The 18,699-nt window shown below is 36.1% G+C and carries 21 protein-coding genes; 10 read left to right on the top strand and 11 right to left on the bottom strand.

The window, feature by feature from the left end:
* Nucleotides 1–131 precede the first annotated feature (131 nt).
* The 5 genes from AC3WSK_RS12660 (at nucleotide 132) to AC3WSK_RS12640 (ending at nucleotide 5,608) form a co-directional block, all read left to right on the top strand.
* Nucleotides 132–611 carry a thioredoxin family protein gene (locus AC3WSK_RS12660; protein WP_079563455.1) on the top strand — a complete coding sequence of 160 codons (480 nt, stop codon included), beginning with the start codon at nucleotides 132–134 and terminating at the stop codon, nucleotides 609–611.
* A gap of 229 nt (nucleotides 612–840) precedes the next feature.
* Complete coding sequence (locus tag AC3WSK_RS12655) at nucleotides 841–1,542, top strand: O-linked GlcNAc transferase (protein WP_492413411.1); 702 nt, start codon at nucleotides 841–843, stop codon at nucleotides 1,540–1,542.
* A 351-nt stretch (nucleotides 1,543–1,893) separates the two neighbouring features.
* Complete coding sequence (locus AC3WSK_RS12650; protein ID WP_094075120.1) at nucleotides 1,894–4,086, top strand: bifunctional diguanylate cyclase/phosphodiesterase; 2,193 nt, start codon at nucleotides 1,894–1,896, stop codon at nucleotides 4,084–4,086.
* A 90-nt stretch (nucleotides 4,087–4,176) separates the two neighbouring features.
* Nucleotides 4,177–4,731, top strand: a complete 555-nt coding sequence (locus tag AC3WSK_RS12645) for a hypothetical protein (protein ID WP_492413410.1) — start codon at nucleotides 4,177–4,179, stop codon at nucleotides 4,729–4,731.
* 223 nt (nucleotides 4,732–4,954) lie between these two features.
* Nucleotides 4,955–5,608, top strand: coding sequence for an alpha/beta hydrolase (locus tag AC3WSK_RS12640; RefSeq protein WP_079563452.1), 654 nt, complete (start codon nucleotides 4,955–4,957; stop codon nucleotides 5,606–5,608).
* 245 nt (nucleotides 5,609–5,853) lie between these two features.
* On the opposite strand, the gene proC is transcribed toward AC3WSK_RS12640, so the two are convergent.
* Nucleotides 5,854–6,654, bottom strand: coding sequence for a pyrroline-5-carboxylate reductase (gene proC / locus AC3WSK_RS12635; protein ID WP_079563451.1), 801 nt, complete (start codon nucleotides 6,652–6,654; stop codon nucleotides 5,854–5,856).
* A gap of 309 nt (nucleotides 6,655–6,963) precedes the next feature.
* Between proC and AC3WSK_RS12630 the strand changes: the two genes are divergently transcribed.
* On the top strand, nucleotides 6,964–7,257 hold the full coding sequence (locus AC3WSK_RS12630; RefSeq protein WP_492413408.1) for a hypothetical protein: 294 nt from the start codon (nucleotides 6,964–6,966) through the stop codon (nucleotides 7,255–7,257).
* 223 nt (nucleotides 7,258–7,480) lie between these two features.
* Entirely contained in the window at nucleotides 7,481–8,431 is a 951-nt protein-coding gene (gene cyoE / locus AC3WSK_RS12625; RefSeq protein ID WP_079563449.1) for a heme o synthase, read from the top strand.
* Nucleotides 8,432–8,466: 35 nt separating this feature from the next.
* Here the strand turns inward: cyoE and AC3WSK_RS12620 are convergent, their stop codons facing one another.
* The 6 genes from AC3WSK_RS12620 to AC3WSK_RS12595 all read right to left on the bottom strand — a co-directional run bounded on the left by AC3WSK_RS12620 (nucleotide 8,467) and on the right by AC3WSK_RS12595 (nucleotide 13,440).
* Nucleotides 8,467–9,195: a metallophosphoesterase gene (locus tag AC3WSK_RS12620; RefSeq protein WP_079563448.1), complete on the bottom strand. Its 729-nt coding sequence runs from the start codon at nucleotides 9,193–9,195 to the stop codon at nucleotides 8,467–8,469.
* A gap of 445 nt (nucleotides 9,196–9,640) precedes the next feature.
* Nucleotides 9,641–10,090 (bottom strand): helix-turn-helix transcriptional regulator, encoded by a 450-nt coding sequence (locus tag AC3WSK_RS12615; protein WP_079563468.1) that lies wholly within the window; start codon nucleotides 10,088–10,090, stop codon nucleotides 9,641–9,643.
* A 170-nt stretch (nucleotides 10,091–10,260) separates the two neighbouring features.
* Complete coding sequence (locus tag AC3WSK_RS12610) at nucleotides 10,261–10,665, bottom strand: hypothetical protein (RefSeq protein WP_079563447.1); 405 nt, start codon at nucleotides 10,663–10,665, stop codon at nucleotides 10,261–10,263.
* 167 nt (nucleotides 10,666–10,832) lie between these two features.
* On the bottom strand, nucleotides 10,833–12,161 hold the full coding sequence (locus AC3WSK_RS12605; RefSeq protein WP_079563446.1) for a hemolysin family protein: 1,329 nt from the start codon (nucleotides 12,159–12,161) through the stop codon (nucleotides 10,833–10,835).
* A 32-nt stretch (nucleotides 12,162–12,193) separates the two neighbouring features.
* The gene (locus AC3WSK_RS12600; protein WP_240518370.1) at nucleotides 12,194–12,535 is read right to left on the bottom strand and encodes a MerR family transcriptional regulator; all 342 of its coding nucleotides are present in this window, start codon (nucleotides 12,533–12,535) and stop codon (nucleotides 12,194–12,196) included.
* A gap of 419 nt (nucleotides 12,536–12,954) precedes the next feature.
* Nucleotides 12,955–13,440 (bottom strand): hypothetical protein, encoded by a 486-nt coding sequence (locus AC3WSK_RS12595; RefSeq protein ID WP_240518369.1) that lies wholly within the window; start codon nucleotides 13,438–13,440, stop codon nucleotides 12,955–12,957.
* A 198-nt stretch (nucleotides 13,441–13,638) separates the two neighbouring features.
* Here AC3WSK_RS12595 and AC3WSK_RS12590 point away from each other — a divergent pair, with 198 nt between their 5' ends.
* A complete protein-coding gene (locus AC3WSK_RS12590; protein WP_276207774.1) occupies nucleotides 13,639–13,767 on the top strand; it encodes a hypothetical protein in 129 nt (42 codons plus the stop codon).
* 43 nt (nucleotides 13,768–13,810) lie between these two features.
* On the opposite strand, the gene AC3WSK_RS12585 is transcribed toward AC3WSK_RS12590, so the two are convergent.
* From AC3WSK_RS12585 to AC3WSK_RS12570, 4 genes are all read right to left on the bottom strand, one after another.
* Entirely contained in the window at nucleotides 13,811–14,383 is a 573-nt protein-coding gene (locus AC3WSK_RS12585; RefSeq protein ID WP_079563443.1) for a 5' nucleotidase, NT5C type, read from the bottom strand.
* Between the two features lie 12 nt (nucleotides 14,384–14,395).
* Nucleotides 14,396–15,511, bottom strand: coding sequence for a flavodoxin-dependent (E)-4-hydroxy-3-methylbut-2-enyl-diphosphate synthase (gene ispG / locus AC3WSK_RS12580; protein ID WP_079563442.1), 1,116 nt, complete (start codon nucleotides 15,509–15,511; stop codon nucleotides 14,396–14,398).
* A 95-nt stretch (nucleotides 15,512–15,606) separates the two neighbouring features.
* Entirely contained in the window at nucleotides 15,607–15,951 is a 345-nt protein-coding gene (locus AC3WSK_RS12575) for a hypothetical protein (RefSeq protein ID WP_079563441.1), read from the bottom strand.
* Between the two features lie 52 nt (nucleotides 15,952–16,003).
* Nucleotides 16,004–16,522 carry a DUF1189 family protein gene (locus AC3WSK_RS12570; RefSeq protein WP_079563440.1) on the bottom strand — a complete coding sequence of 173 codons (519 nt, stop codon included), beginning with the start codon at nucleotides 16,520–16,522 and terminating at the stop codon, nucleotides 16,004–16,006.
* 190 nt (nucleotides 16,523–16,712) lie between these two features.
* Here AC3WSK_RS12570 and AC3WSK_RS12565 point away from each other — a divergent pair, with 190 nt between their 5' ends.
* Both AC3WSK_RS12565 and AC3WSK_RS12560 read left to right on the top strand, forming a co-directional pair.
* Nucleotides 16,713–16,844: a hypothetical protein gene (locus AC3WSK_RS12565; protein WP_492413403.1), complete on the top strand. Its 132-nt coding sequence runs from the start codon at nucleotides 16,713–16,715 to the stop codon at nucleotides 16,842–16,844.
* A gap of 119 nt (nucleotides 16,845–16,963) precedes the next feature.
* The gene (locus AC3WSK_RS12560; RefSeq protein WP_079563439.1) at nucleotides 16,964–18,595 is read left to right on the top strand and encodes a Na/Pi cotransporter family protein; all 1,632 of its coding nucleotides are present in this window, start codon (nucleotides 16,964–16,966) and stop codon (nucleotides 18,593–18,595) included.
* Nucleotides 18,596–18,699: the final 104 nt, after the last annotated feature.

The following is an 18,699-nucleotide window of genomic DNA, read 5'->3' as shown; positions in this document are numbered from 1 at the left end:
TATGTTTGAATTATGAAAAAACTCATTTTGAAAGACTAATTAGTTTACTAGGATTTAAAAACCATTTATAATCAATCGCGAATACACTAAAAATAGGGTTTTTTAGTGTGGAAAGGGAGGAATACATTCTCGTGAAAAAACTACTAATTATTGGCTCGGTAATTGTTTTGTTATTTGCAGCAATTATTGTGCTAACTAAAGTCTCAAACAATAGCAAATTAGAAGGCGCAGAGAAACTTTATGGCGACAAAGATCTAAAACAAGAAACAATTGATCAATTGGATGATAAAAATTACCAAAATATTATGTTACCAGAAGAACTTGAAAAAAAATTAAAAGCTGGTGAAGATGTAAATGCTTATTTCTTCAGTCCGACATGTGTGCACTGTAAAGCTTTTACACCAGTGCTAATGCCTATTGCTAAAGAGCTTGGTGTTGATATTGCTCAATTAAATGTTTGGGAATACGAAGATTTATGGAATAAATATAACATTGAATACACTCCAACGTTCATTCGCTTTGAAGGTGGTAAAGAGGTTAAACGTTTTGTAGGTGCATTACCGGAAGAAGATTTACGTACATTTCTAAATAAAGAAGTATTAAAAAAATAAGCAAAGCTGAGACTGTATCAAAAGTTATTTTTGAGCAGTCTTTTTAAACTTCTTTAGAGGAAGTGTTTTTTGTAGCGAAAGTGAAGCGGCTGTTACTGAAGCTTTCTACCTCTATTGTTGAAAGAAGTTAAAGCCTCCAACCGATTATGGAAGCAATTATGTCGAGGCATAATTGATTTTGTAGTGTATACTAAATATACTGAAGAGTTGTACATTGGAGGAATAATGAATGACAATGGATGATTATTTTTATAATGGTGAGCTAATGAAGTGCTATGAGGTTGCTAAGCAAGTTACTAATGAAAATGAGAAAAAGTTGGCTAATAAATATATTGAATTGTTAGAAGAGTATGATTTTGCGAACTATCCAAAACCTACGCTGTCTGTGGAAACCCAACATGCAGAACGAGCAGATGAAAGCTATCCTGAATCGGATACCGTCGTCGAAATTCGTGCGATAGAAGATGAAGGAGAGTTTACAAATCGTATTAAAGAACTAGAGGCTATAGTGACAACAGGCACTCCGAATGAAAGAGCCAATTCATTTTTTACGCAGGGTGAACTGTTTTTGTTTGCACATCATTACAACGAGAGTGTTCATTGTTTTAAACAAGCAGTAAAAGAAAACCCTAACAAGGCGGTATATTGGGGGATCACAGGTCAAACGATGCACCGCTTTGGATGGATGCCATTCGATGCACTTGGCTACTTAGAGCAAGCTATTAACTTAGATCCACAAAATGCGCGTTGGAAATGGAATAAAGCACTTGTTCTTATTCAATTAGCGAAGGATTTGCAGATGGCACCGTTTATGGCAAATGCTGCGATTACATTGGAGGAGTCACTAACGGCTTGTGCCGAGCATCAGCGGTCTTTGAAAGATGCTATCCAAAATACAATAGATAATATGGATAGTTATGTATTTTCATAATAGATAGAAGATGTCTCAAAAGCTGAGACATCTTTTTTATCTTGCAAATGTTTATTTCCGAGCGGTAATTCATCTGTACTGAAAGCGAAGTGTCAGGTACTTACCATTCAGCGAAAGCAAAGAAAGTAGGTGTGAGATGAACTGCCAGTAAAAGTCAAAAGGCTAAAAATCAGTGGGTGTGAAGAAGATCCCCATTTAGTTTCACATTATTATATCATTAAGTCCTAAATTTCACTTTTGTTTTGGTTGAAAAGTCGATACTCTGTTGTAATCTTGTAGTATAATTAGCCTAATTATGAATAGAGCATTAGATAGAGGGAAATTATTTAGTGATTAACGAGGGGAGTTATTATGTGGAAATTTAATGAGGATTTTTCTTTTATGAAGCAGGGCATTCAATTCATCCTATTATCGATGATTTTGTTAATCGTAATTGGTTGCGGTAGTGATAAATTTTATGGGATATTTGGAGAGAACAACTATGTAACGATTCATTTAATGATGGAAATGCTTATTATTGTAGTGACAATGTCTATTTCATTTCAGGCGTGGTTAATTACGCCTTATATTTTATCTAATAAAGTTCTATATGCAGGGGCTTTGTTTTTAGCCATTAGCTTATTAGAAATGGCTCATGCACTCTCTTATAAAGGAATGCCATTTTTCATTACTGTGAGTACGCCATATGCATCAACATGGTTTTACATGTTTAGTCGATTACTATTATCGATTGGTTTTCTCTTCATTTTTTTTATAAAGGAGAAAGAAATCAAATCATTTTATCGTTGGTTTATTTATAGCTTGCCGTTTGTAATAGTTATTGGTTGTTTTGTCGTCATCTATGCCCCAACGTCTCTATTGCCACCTCTTATGATAGAAGGTGAAGGTCCTACTGTTTTAAAAAATACTTTTCAATATTTAGCTGTAGCGATACATTTGGTGATTATGGTTCTATTGCTTAAAAATTTTGAAAAAGCACCCAAAATTATATTTTTATTGTTTGGCAGTGCGATTTATTTAATTATTAGCGATTATCTTTTTACAATTTATCGAGATGTCTATGATATTAAAAATTTTATTGGACATATTTTTCAGTTAGGTGCATTTTATCTTTTACTCAGAGCAATTTATTTTTCTTCTGTTGAAAAACCTTTTCAGCAGTTAGTTGATACACAAGAGCATTTAGAAAAATCTCGTGAAAAAATGCATTTCATGGCTTATCATAATGAGGTTACAAATTTGCCAAATGAACGTTTTTTACTGGAAACTTTAAATAAAGATTTATACATATCTAAATCACAAAAGGCAATACTTGCAATCGGTATAGAAAGAATAACTGCGATTAAAGCGTCTTTAGGCAGTACATATGCAGACCAAATGATAGGCTTAATCGCGGGAAGATTGAAAAATGTTTTACCGGAGAAGCATTTACTATGCATGCTGAGAGAAGACTATTTCGTCGTGTATATTGATGAGGTGAGCAATACCCATCAATTGACGCAGCTTAGTCAACAACTTCAAGTTGTTATGGAAGAATCATTCCAAATTCAACATTTTTCTTTAAATAGTCAATTAAATATTGGTATCGCTTTATTTCCAACAGATTCTTATAAGGAGGAGGAGCTTGTTAGATTTGCTCTTTATGCTATGCATGAAGCGCAGAAAACGCCAACTCGTATACGATTTTATGAGTCTTCGATCTCTAAAGAAACGACTGAACGTCTTATATTAGAGAATGATTTACATGATGCTTTAGCAAATCAAGAGCTTTTTTTAGAATATCAACCGCAACTTGATTTACGTACGGGTCAAATTAAGTCGGTAGAGGCTTTAGTTAGATGGCAGCATCCAAAGAAGGGGTGGATTTCGCCGGGTGTCTTTATTCCAATTGCAGAGGAATCGGGATTAATTATTCCTATTGGACAATGGGTACTAGAAACAGCCTGTCAACAAGTAAAGAGGTGGGAAGCAGCTGGATTGCCACCGATTAAAGTAGCGGTCAATCTGTCGTTAGGTCAACTTTTTCAGCAAAATTTAGTTGAAATAATTCATAATGTTCTTGAGAAAACACAATTAGAGCCCAAATATTTGCAACTCGAAATAACAGAAAGTATGACGATCAATATCGATCATATGACGACGATCTTACACAAATTGAAGGCACTTGGGGTTACGATCGCGGTAGATGATTTTGGGACAGGCTATTCATCATTATCTTATTTAAAGGATTTCCCTATAGATTGCTTAAAAATTGACAGGTCTTTCGTTCAGAAAATACAATCGAACTCTACAGATAAAGCATTAGTTGACATGATTCTCTCTATGGCCAAGCATCTACAGTTGAAGGTAGTCGCAGAAGGAATAGAAGAGATAGAACAGCTATCATATCTAGTAGCAAGCCAGTGTGATACTATACAGGGCTTCTTATTTAGTAAACCTATATCTCCAAGAACATTACAGGAGAACTATGAAAAGCTTCACAATGATGCAAAGTATATTTTAGATTCAATTTCTGCGTCTAAAGTACAAGGTGAGCATACATAGCAGACCTAAACGTTAACCGTTTCTTTATATTCTACAATCATGGTATGATAGGAAGGAAATGATTTGTAGATATAAAGGACGGGTTTTTTGATGGCACAAGAAACAGCAAATAAATTTATTGAAAATGTATGTAATCATTTAGTGCGCAACATGAATATTACGAAGGTTGAAGAGCACTTTAAAGCGGCAATAGAGATTCAGCGTAAATCAGCACAATCTCAAGTTGATTTTTGGGATATGTTAATGATGAATATGCTGTATTTTACAGAAAATGAGCAAGTTTTGGAAAAAGAATTTTTGAAGATGCTCGAAAAGAAAGAGTGGTTAAAGACCACGGTACTTGAGGAAGAGCTATTGATGCATCAAATGCGTATTCGTCAGCAGGTCGCGGAACAAATGGATGCCGCAAAGGAATTGTTTCATAAGCAGTATGTGACAGAAAATATGACAGAGGAAGATATTGTTTACGATTATGCGTATAGCTCTGCAGGACATTCCATGCGTGTAGATTTACTAACAGTACTTGTCTCAACACCAGAGCAATCAAAAGTGCTATTTAACGCAGATCCACAAGAAACGATTCGCATAATTAACGGCTATATTGCTTATCACACTGATGGGATTATTAATAAAGTAAAACTTTAAAACGCATTCGTGACCTTCATGTGCTTTTGTTGAGTTTTGTACATAAAAGCATCGTATCTCAAGCTGCTTAGGAAAGCGCCTGATCGGACAGACATCATTTTATCGCTATGATGATAAATCTATAGAAAAAGCTATTTATGATAACGGAGCAATCCTGTTTTTGTCTAGATATATTATGCAGTATAATAAGGTGACATTAAGTCCACCTGAAAGGAATTTTAATATGAATACACCGTTTACATTTAAACATACACAACCAACAAATATGGACCCAAATAAAAAATATCCAGCGATTTTTTTATTACATGGAATGGGTAGTAATGAAGAGGATTTACCACAATTAGTACAGGACTTTAAAGAGCAATGCCATGTATTTAGCTTACGTGGACCTATTACGCAAAAGCCTGGCTATGCTTTTTTCACAATCCAGGAGGTCGGTAAACCAGACCGCGAAGTTTTCGATAAAGTATTAGTGGCTCTACAACAATTTGTTCTAGAGGCTATTGCAGAATATCAAATTGATCCACATAAAGTGTATGTATTTGGATTCAGTCAAGGGGCAGTTTTAGCACAGTCACTTGCTTTTGCTATGGGGAATTTAATTACAGGAATAGTAGCATTAAGTGGCTACACACCAAAATTCGTTACAGAGGAATATGCAATTCGCCCAGTCAATCATTTACATGCATTTATTTCTCACGGTGATTATGATTATGTCATCCCGTCACAATGGGGCGTAGAAAGTAAAGAAAAGTTTGAGCAATTTGGTGCTGCTGTGACATTTAAACAATATCCAGATGGTCACGGTGTTACACCAGAAAACTTACGTGATCTAACTGCATTTTTAGCACAGGAATTACAAGATAATATTCAATGAAAAAAATATTCAAGGAAATCCTTAAAATGAATTTGATTTCCGGATAAGGCTATTTTCCTATTGGGTTATGTTGAGCGTTCCTACGTTTATGTTGTGGTTGCTGACGCTTCGCTTTGCCGAATAGCAATACTTTATTTAAAATTACCCTTAATTCCATTGATATAATTAGTTTTTCAACAAAATGAAAACCGAGACATTTAAGGATGTCTCGGTTTCGTTTTATTTTTTAGTGTATCATTCAATAGTTATTTTGATAAGCTTCGATCTTTGTCAGTCACGGCCGTTACTGCATCGTGAATCGTTGTTTCAAAATGATTGCTTTGTAATGAAGATACACCTTGAATAGTTGTCCCACCTGGAGAGCATACTTGATCTACAAGTGCCCAAGGATGTTCTTGTGATTGTAAAATCATTTTTGCACTGCCGAGTACTGCATTTGCCGCAATATCAAGCGCCATGTCTTTTGGCATCCCTTCACGTACAGCAGCACGTGCTAAAGCGTCAATATACATATAGGTGAATGCTGGTGAAGCACCACCAATCGTTGTAAATATAGAAAATAAGTTTTCAGGCACCTCAATAATTGTACCTACTGTTTCAAAAAGGGAATTGACAAGCTGAAGCTGCACATCTGATACTTGTTCACTCGCTGTAAAGCAGCTTGTAGATGCACCAATAATCGCATTAATATTTGGCATTACACGAACAATAGGAGTAACTTCAGATAGGTAATCTTGTAAATATGTTATATTTTTACCAGCGGCGATGGAAACAATTACATGGTTATCTTGTAAATGCTTTTTCACCTCTGGTAAAACATCTGGTAACATTTGGGGTTTTACACCGAGGATAATAACGTCACATTTTGACATAATATCTTCAATAGAGCTTGCGGCTTGAATCCCGTAAGAGGTTGTTAATTTTGTTGTTTTTGCTTTGGTACGATTATAGCCATAAATAAAAGTAGGATCAAAATCACCGCTTTTACACATACCTTTAATAATAGCTGTAGTCATATTTCCAAGGCCGATAAATCCGTATTTCACGTGTCAGACACTCCTTCATATAGTTAAAACATACACCTTAGTATAGAGTAGATTGTTTTACTTGAATAGTAATATGCTAAGAATCAAGTCGATTAGGTTCAAATTCATGTCAGTCGGTGGTATCATAGAAGATGCTGTGAATGAACGTATATCTCTATGTGAGAATATAAAGAGTAAAGAAAATCGTGTACTTTATGTGAACATTGAGACAGACTTTATCTAAAAGATGTAGAATAATATTTTGATATGTTTACTTTTTTCAGCACATATTTTTCGTAACGAAAGTTACAAGTGTTTTAGGTAACGAAAGTGAAACGGCAGTTACAAAATGTTTTAGGTAACGAAAGTGAAACGACAGTTACAAATGTTTTAGGCAACGAAAGTGAAACGGCAGTTACAAGTGTTTTAGGTAACGAAAGTGAAACGACAGTTACAAGTGTTTTAGGTAACGAAAGTGAAACGACAGTTACAAATGTTTTAGGTAACAAAAGTGAAACGACAGTTACAAATGTTTTAGGTAACGAAAGTGAAACGGCAGTTACAAATGTTTTGGGTAACATAAGCAAAGCACCTGCTGAAAATTTACTACCACTTAGGTTGTGAGTTGAATGTGGTTTTAAGTTACTTTGCGCAGGGTGTCTAGGCATCCGCTGGAATAGAGGAACTTAGGCTAAGAATTTCAGAACCTTTGAAAACACCTAAGTGACCTAACATCAATTGGCTTAAAGCCTCTGGATCAATTAGGCCGAGGTATAATTGTTTTAATAATTTGTCGCTTTTTAATGGTAAAGCGTGAGAAATTAAGAGAGAAAAGGAATTAAGATGAATGGAACAAAATCTAAAAACGGAGCCTAAACTACAGTCTTCCAAGAAGTCAGTGGAGAAGTCCACACGCTCTACTATTTTAGCGCAGACAGTGAAAACGGGAATCATTAAATCTAATTTAATTCCTATGTGGGCTGGATTAACGCTAGGTATGTACAAAAATAAAATGACTTTTGTAGAAAATATACCTGAAATTATTTTCGCGACAATTGGCTCTGCACTTGTTATTGGTGCCGCTGGAGCTTTTAATAATGTGTATGATCGCGACATCGATGCTGTAATGCCTCGTACGCAAAGTCGACCAACTGTAACAGGTGAAATGTCAGCTAAATCAGCGTTAATTTTAGCTTTTGCCATGCTCATTATCGGGGCATCTGTGTTGGCACTTGCTTCACCACTAGCTGCAGCATTTGGTCTCTTAGGGGTGTTTTTATATGTAGTACCTTATACAATGTGGACAAAACGACATACGATTTATAACACGGAAGTTGGGAGTATAGGAGGGGCGATTCCAGCGTACATTGGCTGGGCGGCTGTTTCTACTGATATTACACATCCTGCGATACTTGGCCTATTTTTAGTTATGGTCATTTGGCAGATGCCACACTTCTATGCCATTGCTATTCGTAAGCACGCTGATTACGAAGCAGCCAACGTTCCAATGCTTCCAGTTGCAAAAGGGATGCGCCGTACTTATTATCAAACGAACTTTTATTTAATTTTATTGATTTTATCAAGCTTCTTATTTGGCACTTTAAGTGTTGGCATTATGCTTGTTGCACTATTGTTAAGCATTGCATGGCTTGTTATGAGTATTTACGGTTATCACAGTAATAAAGATCAAACAAAGTGGGCAACAAAAATGTTTGTTTTCTCACTTATTCATATGACAATTTTATTTACAACAGTTATTGTCTACTCTTTAGTAGGTGTTATTTTTAAATTATATTAAAGCTTTCATTTAGCAGGAAAAGCCTACAGGTTACTCTAACTTGTTGGCTTTTCCTTTTCCACCGAGATTATTTGACGACTTGGCCATTCTAATGCATGTAACTGCCCTCCAAAAACAGCTCCACCATCAATGCCAATTATATTATTTTCTCCAAAGTAGACATTGTAATCTGTTGGATTTTGGTGAAGTTTATAAGTAGGTGTATGGCCAAAAATTACAGTTTTCCCCCCTTGATAACCTGCATGAAATTCTTCACGTATCCATAAAAACTCCATAGGTTCAGTCTCTGCCATAGCTACTCCAGGTACAACACCGCCATGTACAAAAATGGCATCCTCTAATTCGATGTAAATATCAAAGGTTTCGATAAGTTTTAAGTGTTCTTCGAGCTTTGGTAAGGTTTGAATAAAGCTAGGTAATGTATCGTTTTCAATGGCTTCCTTAAAATCGTCTATTTGATAGCCATAGCTTGCAAGTGTTGCATCGCCACCGCAAAGTCCAACCCAATGATTCCACGGTTTAGGGTGACCAGAGCGACAAGCTTTGAGCATGATGGCTTCATGATTTCCTAATAGAACACGTGCACCTTTTGTCTGTAATTCCGCCACTAAGTTTAAAACGCCACAAGATGCTGGTCCTCGGTCAATATAGTCGCCAAGTAAAAATAACCGATCTTGCATAGTATCATAATCAGCTTTCAATAATAATTCTTCAAAAAGTTCTAATTCCCCATGTATATCACTAATTGCTAGTATTCTATCCATAAAAAAGCATCCTTTCCAGTATTAGAGAAGCTACTATTAAGTATAGAGAGTGGTGTTGTAAAATTCTACTAATGTCACTTTTAACCGAAAGATTGATTGTAAAGATATCACTGTAAACGATTGTTTTCTAGTTACCTTTTATCATATGACGAAGTGAATTCATTATCTTATTCATTTGTCTATCTTGTTGAAAAATAGCGAGAGGAGAGTATTGGCTATAGACGGTTTAACTTTTTTTTGAAAAAAAGCGTAAGAGGTGAGGGGAAAGCTAGTAAAGAAAGTAATCCAACAAATGCAAAAGGAACATACAAATGATGAAAATGAGCGAATGGAGAAGGCTAGTAGCGCAAGAATAGCAGCAACTACACTTATTCTTGCAAACTTTTTACATTCCTCGCGCATAACGTAGGAGTATTTGGTACGAATGCGCGAGTACAGTATTTAATTATTCTTGAAGATTTTCCCATGCTTGCTTAGCTATTGACTCGTCGAATGTTGATAGTAGTCGATAGTTGTCTGTATTTAAAATTCGAAAATGCTGACTAATGACATTTTGTTGTAGGCAATAGCCATTATACTCGCTAAGATTTTTCCACCATATGTATCCTCCCATTGTTTTTTCCTTAGGTTGTAAGGTTCCGTTATTAGCGATTAAATCGACAACTTCAAGTGGATCTCCGCCAAGCTCATGCTGTAAAATCGTGCTATCTCGGCATAATGCACAAACCGCAATCGTTGTAGTCCAGCCAGTTTGAATACGGCCTTTTTCAATTTGAACAAGTGTTTTTTTAGAAAGTCCTAGTAAATCGCTCATCTGATCTTGTGTTAAATCTTTTTCGGTCCGGATTAATTTCAGTTTTTCTGAAATAAGTGTGATTAATTGTTCACGATTCAAATCCAAAACACCCTTCCTTTCAGATAGTTAATACTATTATACATGAAAGTAGTAGGAGATGTTTTGTTTCGCTAGTGACTGTGATTAAAATTAGCGTTACCTAATTAACAATTGAAACATAAAAAAACAGACTGTCCCATCATCGATTCCTTGGACAGCCTGTTAGGTGTTTAAATCTCGTATTTTTTCGTGTCAGAAATAACACGGAAATGGATACCTTTAATTTGAGCACTTACTTTATGACGTAGGGTATCAATATCTACTAACTCATCATTATCATTGACACATTCTGTAATCTCTTGTAATAGCTTCGTAAATGCCTCTTTGAAGAGTGTACGCATATTATCAAAATCTAGGCTACGGAAGCTTCCGTCAATATCAAATGCCTCCACAGAATTTAATTGCTTTGAAGCACCAGCAAAACGATCATCGTACACTGTGTAGTTTTCATCCGTTACTACGATAATATATAATACTTCACCTGTAATTGTTTTTAATTCAATATTCGTTTTGTGTTTTTTGACGTCGGTAATAATATGAATACCGTCCGAATGATATAGTTTAAACAATTTCATATGTAATGCCCCCTGAAAATAGAATCATATCCATATATTTATTATATATGGATATGCCTAATAATGGTATGAGACAAAAGTATTTGGAAAAACTAGAATAGCCCTGTTGAATGTTATTTCTAAAGCTAAATTTGTTATAAACTATCAATAAAATCGTATTATCCGTATTACGCCTCTAATACGGTAGGTAAAATATTGCGAAGGGGACGAACCTCGATGTAATGAATACGATGACCTTGCTGCTCATATATGCTAAATATATATGGGGTTAGCTCAATGTTTTTAGTTGCTTTAATGCCATTGTTCACTGTTAAAAACCAACCGCCCAATGTTTCGACTTCTTCTGCTTCAAGCGTTACTTTTAATAGTTTTTCAACATCTTCAATAAGCATTTTTGCATTTAATATATAGTGATTGTCATTTACTTTTCGAATTTCTGCAATTTCATCATCGTCGAATTCATCACGAATCTCACCTACAATTTCTTCTAAAATATCCTCGACTGTTACAAGCCCAGATGTCCCACCATATTCATCCATTAAAATGGCCATATGAATGCGATCTTTTTGCATACGCACAAGTAACTCCTGAATAGGGATTGTTTCAATTACTCGTATAACAGGATTAATGAAATCTTCAAGGATTAATGAATCGTCTGTAAGTTGCTCCAGCAAACCGTGTGTAAACAATTCTTTGGCATTGATGAATCCTAAAATATTATCACGATCACCATCATAAATAGGATAACGAGTATATTTTTCAGCTGCGATGAAATGAATCATATTTGTAAAAGATTCATTTTTTTCAATTCCAGCAATTTCTGTTCGAGGAACCATAATTTCACGAGCAATACGTTCATCAAATTCAAAGACATTATTCACAAATTTTAGTTCTGTTTTATTGATTTCACCATTTTTAAAGCTTTCAGATAGTAGTAATCGTATTTCTTCCTCTGTATGTGATAACTCATGCTCAGAAGCAGGCTTCATACCAAATATGCCAACTAAGACTCGAGCTGAGCCATTTAAGAACCAGATAAATGGATACATCACTTTATAGAACAACATAATAGGCTTGGCAAAATGAAGTGTAATCGTTTCAGCTTTTTGAATCGCAGCAGTTTTTGGTGCCAATTCCCCGACAACGACATGTAAAAATGTTGCAATGGCAAAAGCACTACCAATTGTAAAGACCGTCATATAGTTATCTGGAATGCCAATCAAGTTAAAAAGAGGGTGTAGCATAAATTCAAAGGTTTTTTCACCGACCATCCCGATACCAAGCGCTGTTACAGTAATACCAAGCTGACAGGCAGATAAGTATTCGTCTAAATGATTGACAACATACTTTGCAGAAATGGCTTTTGTATTGCCCTCTGCAATCAATTGATCAAGCCTTGAGGCACGTACTTTTACAATGGCAAACTCTGTTGCCACGAAAAACCCAGTTAAAGCTAATAAAATGGTAAAAATCGATAAGTTGAGTATGGTCTCCAAATAGTCGTTCTGTATGAACAGAACGTCACCTCCTAATTATGAATAAGTAAAAGTAAAGATTGCATGAGTGCAATACTTTCGGGGGAAACATTTTTTTTAATCTTTTCAATATCTTTATTGTTTTGTTTGTTTATTTGTTCAAGTAGAGTAGTTACATCCTGCTCTAAGTCCTGCATTTTTACACGTAGCATCTGTACATCGATTTCTTCGTGCGGAGTGATGTTAAGTTCATGTTGTATTTCTATGAGTGAAAGACCTTGCTGTTTGCGTTGTTCAATATAGTGAAGTCGTTCAATCATTGTAGGGGCATAGTAGCGATAATTGGACGCAGAACGTTCAGCCTTTAATAAGCCGATGTTTGTATAATAATCGATTGTTCTTTTTGTAATGCCAGTCTTTTCTGCAAGCTCGCCAATTTTTAATTTCTCTGTCCCAATATAAACACCTCCAAACCATCACGTGATACTTTATTATACCTTGCTCGTTTTGTCATTTTCAAATAGAAGAGCCTAATATTTCTAAATTGTAAGATTTCTTGTAAGGAGGATTATTAATATAATGAACATAAAAAAACTTTTCTAACGACTAAATGTTAGAAAAGTAATATGTGTTTTCTGTAGCGAAAGCAAAGCGGCAGCAGCAAATGTTTTAACTGTGCGAAAGCGTAGCGACAGCAGCAAATGTTTTAACTGTACGACAGCAACAAAGCGCCTATCCGGAACGGAAATCACCCCCTCGTTTTGCCGAAGAGCCATTCTATATATAAATTTTTATAATAGAAAAGTTACGTGGTTTATTTTTGTAAATATGTATCATATAGGTGTTGAAGTGCATCTTCACCTGCCATTTCTACAATTTTTTTGTCATTGAATATAAGTGTTACATTTGTGCGAGCGCTATCAATTTTATCGTTCTTAATAGTGCACGTAACCTTTACTACACCTGTTTCTGCTAGCTGTTTTTTCATTGCATCATCCCATGGTTGCTCAGAAAATAGTGGTGCTAACCATGTGCCTCTCACATGAAGCTCACTTTTTTCAGCGTCATAATCCCAGCGCACGTCACGTAAAATAGTTTTAAATAGGTCATTAACTGTAAAGGATGTATCTTTATATTCAATGGCAATTGCTCGTATTTCATGTACATCACGACCAACTGCACTGGCTGCAGTTTCGGCTGCTGAATTGATGCCTGAAACCGCTTCTCTAATATCAGATAATCGATCACTACAGCCAACTAGCAGCGCGCAAAGACATGTTATACAAGTTACCTTTATCATCCATTTCACATGTAGTCCCTCCAGTATTGCAAGTTGATACTACTATAGTAACGAAAAGAAAACTATGAAAAAAGAGCATGAATGCTGGAGATTGTGACGGTTTTGCAACGATGCAACCTCCACTAGAATGTGCGAGAAATTGGAAGTTTATATATCTGAAAATTTGGTGAATAAATCAACGAAAGGGAGCGGTTTGTGATGAAGATTAATGATGAATTACTTGAGAGATTAGGAACTTATTTCGTGTACCATGCTGTTTATGAAAATTACGGCATTACCTTTGAAAATTTTGTAGAGCGTTGGTTACGGGGGATACTTGTGATATAAAAGAAGAAGAGTCGTGTTCAATGCAAGAACACGACCCTTTTGTTTATTTGAAGTAGTTAGTAATAAATTGGTTGGCTTCTTGCCAGTTATAAACTCGTACGACATTGTCCGGAACAGCAAGACGGTTATATGGAGTGTCAAATAATACGACAGGTATTTTTAATTCCTCCGCAAGCATAACCGCATTATCATGCTTATCCTCAAAAAATGCCTCAACTCCATGCTTTTTCGCTACGGAAATCTTATCGTGACTGCCAATCAGCTCGATATGGTCGTATGGAATAGACTGTGATTTAAACCAATTTACCGTAACATCTGATACATTCTCACCACGAGCAGAAATGTAATAAAGTTCGTAGTTTTCTCTCCATGTGTTTAAAATATCTTTTGCATCTTTAGCTGCTTCTGATACTTCGTACATATACGGCTCATTTTCTTTAAACCATGTATTAAATGCTACACGATCAATGGGATGTGGAAATGCTGATAAAAAATCATATTCGCACACATCGTCAAGCGTAATATTTACATTATATTGTTTATTGATATGTGGGATGAGTGTACTAGGACATGTTACTGTTCCATCGATATCAATCCCAAAGCGGGGCTTTTTCATGCTAGCACCTCCTTAGGCGTTCGCTTTTTCTGCTTCTTCAGCTGCGCGTTTTTCTGCCATTTCAGCAGCTAATTTATCGATTTCTTTTTTCAACTCTTCTACCATTGTTTCTTCAGGCACTTTACGAACTGTTTTACCCTTCATAAATAGTAAACCTTCACCGCGAGCACCAGCAATACCGATGTCGGCTTCACGTGCTTCACCAGGACCGTTTACCGCACAACCAAGCACAGCTACTTTTAACGGTACATTAAGTTTAGAAATATATTCTTCTACTTCATTGGCAATTGAAATTAAATCAATTTCGATACGACCACATGTTGGGCAAGAAATGAGGGTTGCCATATTAGAAGCAAGACCAAATGATTTTAATAGCTCACGTGCTACTTTTATTTCTTCAACAGGGTCTGCAGATAGTGAAATACGTAATGTATTACCAATACCTTTTGATAAAATTGCACCAAGTCCAGCTGCTGATTTTACTGTACCAGCAAATAATGTACCTGATTCAGTAATACCTAAGTGTAGAGGGTAATTAAAGGCTTTAGCCGCTTTTTCATAGGCTTCAATCGCTAGATTTACATCTGATGCCTTCATAGATACGATAATGTCGTGGAAGTCCAAGTCTTCCAAAATTTTAATATGGTGAAGTGCAGATTCTACCATACCGTCTGCAGTAGGGTAACCGTATTTTTCTAAAATATGACGCTCTAATGAACCAGCGTTTACCCCAATACGGATAGGAATACCTTTTGCCTTTGCTGCATTAACAACAGCCTCTACTTTTTCCTTACGCCCGATATTACCTGGGTTAATACGAACTTTATCGATACCATTTTCAATTGCTTTTAATGCTAATTTATAGTCAAAGTGAATATCAGCTACTAATGGAATATTGATACGTTTTTTAATATCTGCAATCGCATCAGCTGCACGCTCATCTGGTACTGCGACACGAACAATTTGACAGCCTGCTTCCTCAAGACGAAGAATTTCAGCTACTGTTGCTTCGACATCATGTGTTTTTGTTGTACACATACTTTGAATGAATAATTCATTACTACCACCTATTGTTAAGTTACCGACACGCACGGGACGTGTATTTGTACGGTGACAAATTTCACTCATTAACTTTCTCTCCTTTTCGGGCCATACTTTCGACCGTCACTGACATTTATTTTAGCAGTGTAAGAAAATAAGGACAAGGAAGAAACGCTACTTTTTCATTTTCCGCATTTATTTTCAAATTCAAATGATAGCGGAAGCTTAATTTTTTCACCAGGAACAGGAGCCTGTAATTGTAAGTGTGGATTCAATTCATAAAAAATCTGTAAACGTTCAGGAAAGGTCATGGGTACTTTTGCAGGATGAAGTGCAAATAAACTGTGGATAGTATCGCCTTGAATAGTCTGTACAGTGATATAATTTGGCTCTCGCTCCTTCTCACACAGGGCGTTTTCTGTTTTTTTCTGAGAAAAGGCAGCAAGTTGTAATGATCCTTCTGTTAAATCTACCTTTATAACAAAAGCAAAAATAATAATGATAGCGGTTAACACTAAAGCACGCAAAAAATCCCCTCCTTTTCTACACTATATTTAGAAGAGAGGGGAATCATGCACATTATTTTGTAATTGGTTGTTTTGGATAATTTGTGATGGCTACAATAAGTAGAGTTACTGTTAAAAGTACAGAAAAAGCAGAGATAATCGTACTGTTAATCGGTAGATAATCTGATAGCATACTTAGTAGAGTTGCCCAAGTCATGGCAAATGTTGTCGTACGCCAAATGTGACGGTATTCTCCGCGACGCTTCATGACGTTCAAAATCAGCAGACCAGCCAAGGCGTAGAGAGAAATTTGTGCAAAAATAAGCATCGTTGTAAAAACAAAAAGCATGATAATTGTCACGGGATACAAAAGCCATTTAACGCCTTCTATGTATTCGGTTATTCCATTTAAACTATTCATATCAAATGTATCAACAGACATCCCAGCTGTAAAACGACCAAAAGAGAAAACTGTAACAACAGTAATTAGCAGAAAGGTATATTGAATAACTTTCCCGATAGGTAATAAACGATAGGCAGCAAGTTTTTTTGGATGAATTAAGCTATCGATAAATAGTTGTGAGTGTTTCATAAACATATCTCCTCCAATCGTTATTTTACCATGTTCAACTTTGACAAGATATGAAAATAGAAATAATAACTGAGAGTACGATATTGAAATGGGTCATCACCAAAAGTTGTGGATGACTTTTGTTAAAACATATACTATGTAAATAGGTTGATCTTCGTTTCGACTGGGCGACTCCAGGAAGCTTTGCTCTGTGCGCCAGCAACAACAAATGTTTACTGTAGCGAAAGCAAAGCGGCAGCAAATGTTTTATCTGTGCGAAAGCGTAGCGACAGCAACAACAAAGCGCCCAGTCGGAACGGAAATCAACCATACGTTTTGGTGATGATTTATTGAAATGTTAATATTGTGTAAAGAAGTTAAAGGTTATCTTTACTTTTTCTTTATTATCATTTAAAGATTAGGAATAGAGTAGTAGAGACGTAGGAATTGGAGCGAATACAATTGACAATAGATTGGCAAAGTATACTATTTCAATTTTTAGGCGGTTTAGGAGTCTTTTTATTTTCCATTAAATTTATGGGGGATGGGCTCCAAAAATCGGCAGATGATCGACTGCGTGAATGGTTGAATCGATTTACAACAAATCCTCTAATGGGCGTGTTAGTGGGTATAGTTGTAACGATTTGTATCCAGTCGAGCTCTGCAACGACGGTAATTACGGTTGGGCTAGTGAGTGCAGGGTTTTTAACATTACGACAAGCAATCGGTGTCATTATGGGAGCCAATATTGGCACGACAATTACCGCTTTTATTATTGGTATAAATATCGGCATTTATTTTTATCCGTTATTAGCGATTGGTGCAGGGTTGTTATTTTTCTTTAAGAAATCTACCTATCAGTATATCGGACAAATATTATTTGGCTTCGGGGGATTATTTTTAGGATTAGAGTTAATGAGTGCAAGCATGCAGTCACTTCATCAATTAGCTGATTTTGAATCATTAACGCTTCAGCTAAGCAATCTGCCCGTTGTAGGAATTTTTCTAGGGGCAATTTTTACATTGCTTGTTCAAAGTTCAACAGCGACTGTCGGTGTGCTACAGGGCTTATACGCTGAGCATTTAATTGGTTTAGAGAGTGCTCTACCTATTTTATTTGGTGAAAATATAGGCACGACCGTTACAGCAGTATTAGCATCACTAGGTGCTTCTATATATGCTAAACGTGCGGCAGCGGCACATGTGTTATTTAATATTATAGGTACAATCATTTTCATGGTGTTCTTTACACCCTTTATGCAGTACGTTTTATGGATTAGCGGACTATTCCACTTAGAGCCGAAAATGCAAATAGCGATAGCACATGGCTCATTCAACATCATTAATATGATGATCCAGCTGCCATTTATCGGAGGATTGACTGTACTTGTCACGAAGCTAGTGCCTGGGCGTGATGGCAATATTGATGTGACAACGAAACATTTAGATCCGTCATTCATCGATTCCTCTCCAGCGATTGCACTCGGGCAAGCAAAGGAGGAAGTACTACGTATGGGGGAGCACGCGCTTCGTGGTTTAGAAGAAACATTTTTATATATGAAAACAGGTGAGGCTACTCACATTCCTACAGTTTTACAACTAGAAGTAGCGCTCAATCATTTAGACAAGGAAATTACGAATTATTTAGTAATGGTGTCTAAGCAGCCACTTTCTCGCGCAGACTCAGTAAGACACCATACACTTTTAACAAATGTACGGGACATTGAGCGTATTGGTGATCATTTTGAAAATATTTTAGAGCTTTTACAATATAAAGATCATCATGAGGTAACTTTAAGTAAGTCAGCACGACAAGATTTAATAGGGATGTTTAGCTTAGCGATTGAAGCTGTACGAAAGAGTATTGCGGCACTGGATACAGCTAGTTTGAGCTTGGCGCAGGAAGTAACTGAGCTCGAAAGTTTGATAGATGATATGGAAGATAAGCTTAGACAAAAGCATATTGCACGCTTAAATACAAATGAATGTAATGGAGCTGCGGGAATCGTCTATACAGATATCGTTAGCAATTTAGAGCGTATAGGAGATCATGCAGTAAATATAGCTGACTCTATTTTAGGAATTAGAAATTAAGGAAATGAAACCTTCAGCTTTGTAAATCCGTATGAAAGGAACTGCGCGATCAGGCGGGTTAAATAGAAATATTGAGGATTTCTTTGTTGAGAATGAGCTTATGC

The sequence above is a fragment of the Lysinibacillus sp. EB271-A1-10B genome (assembly GCF_058791335.1).
This window is presented reverse-complemented; position numbering and strand designations above follow the sequence as displayed.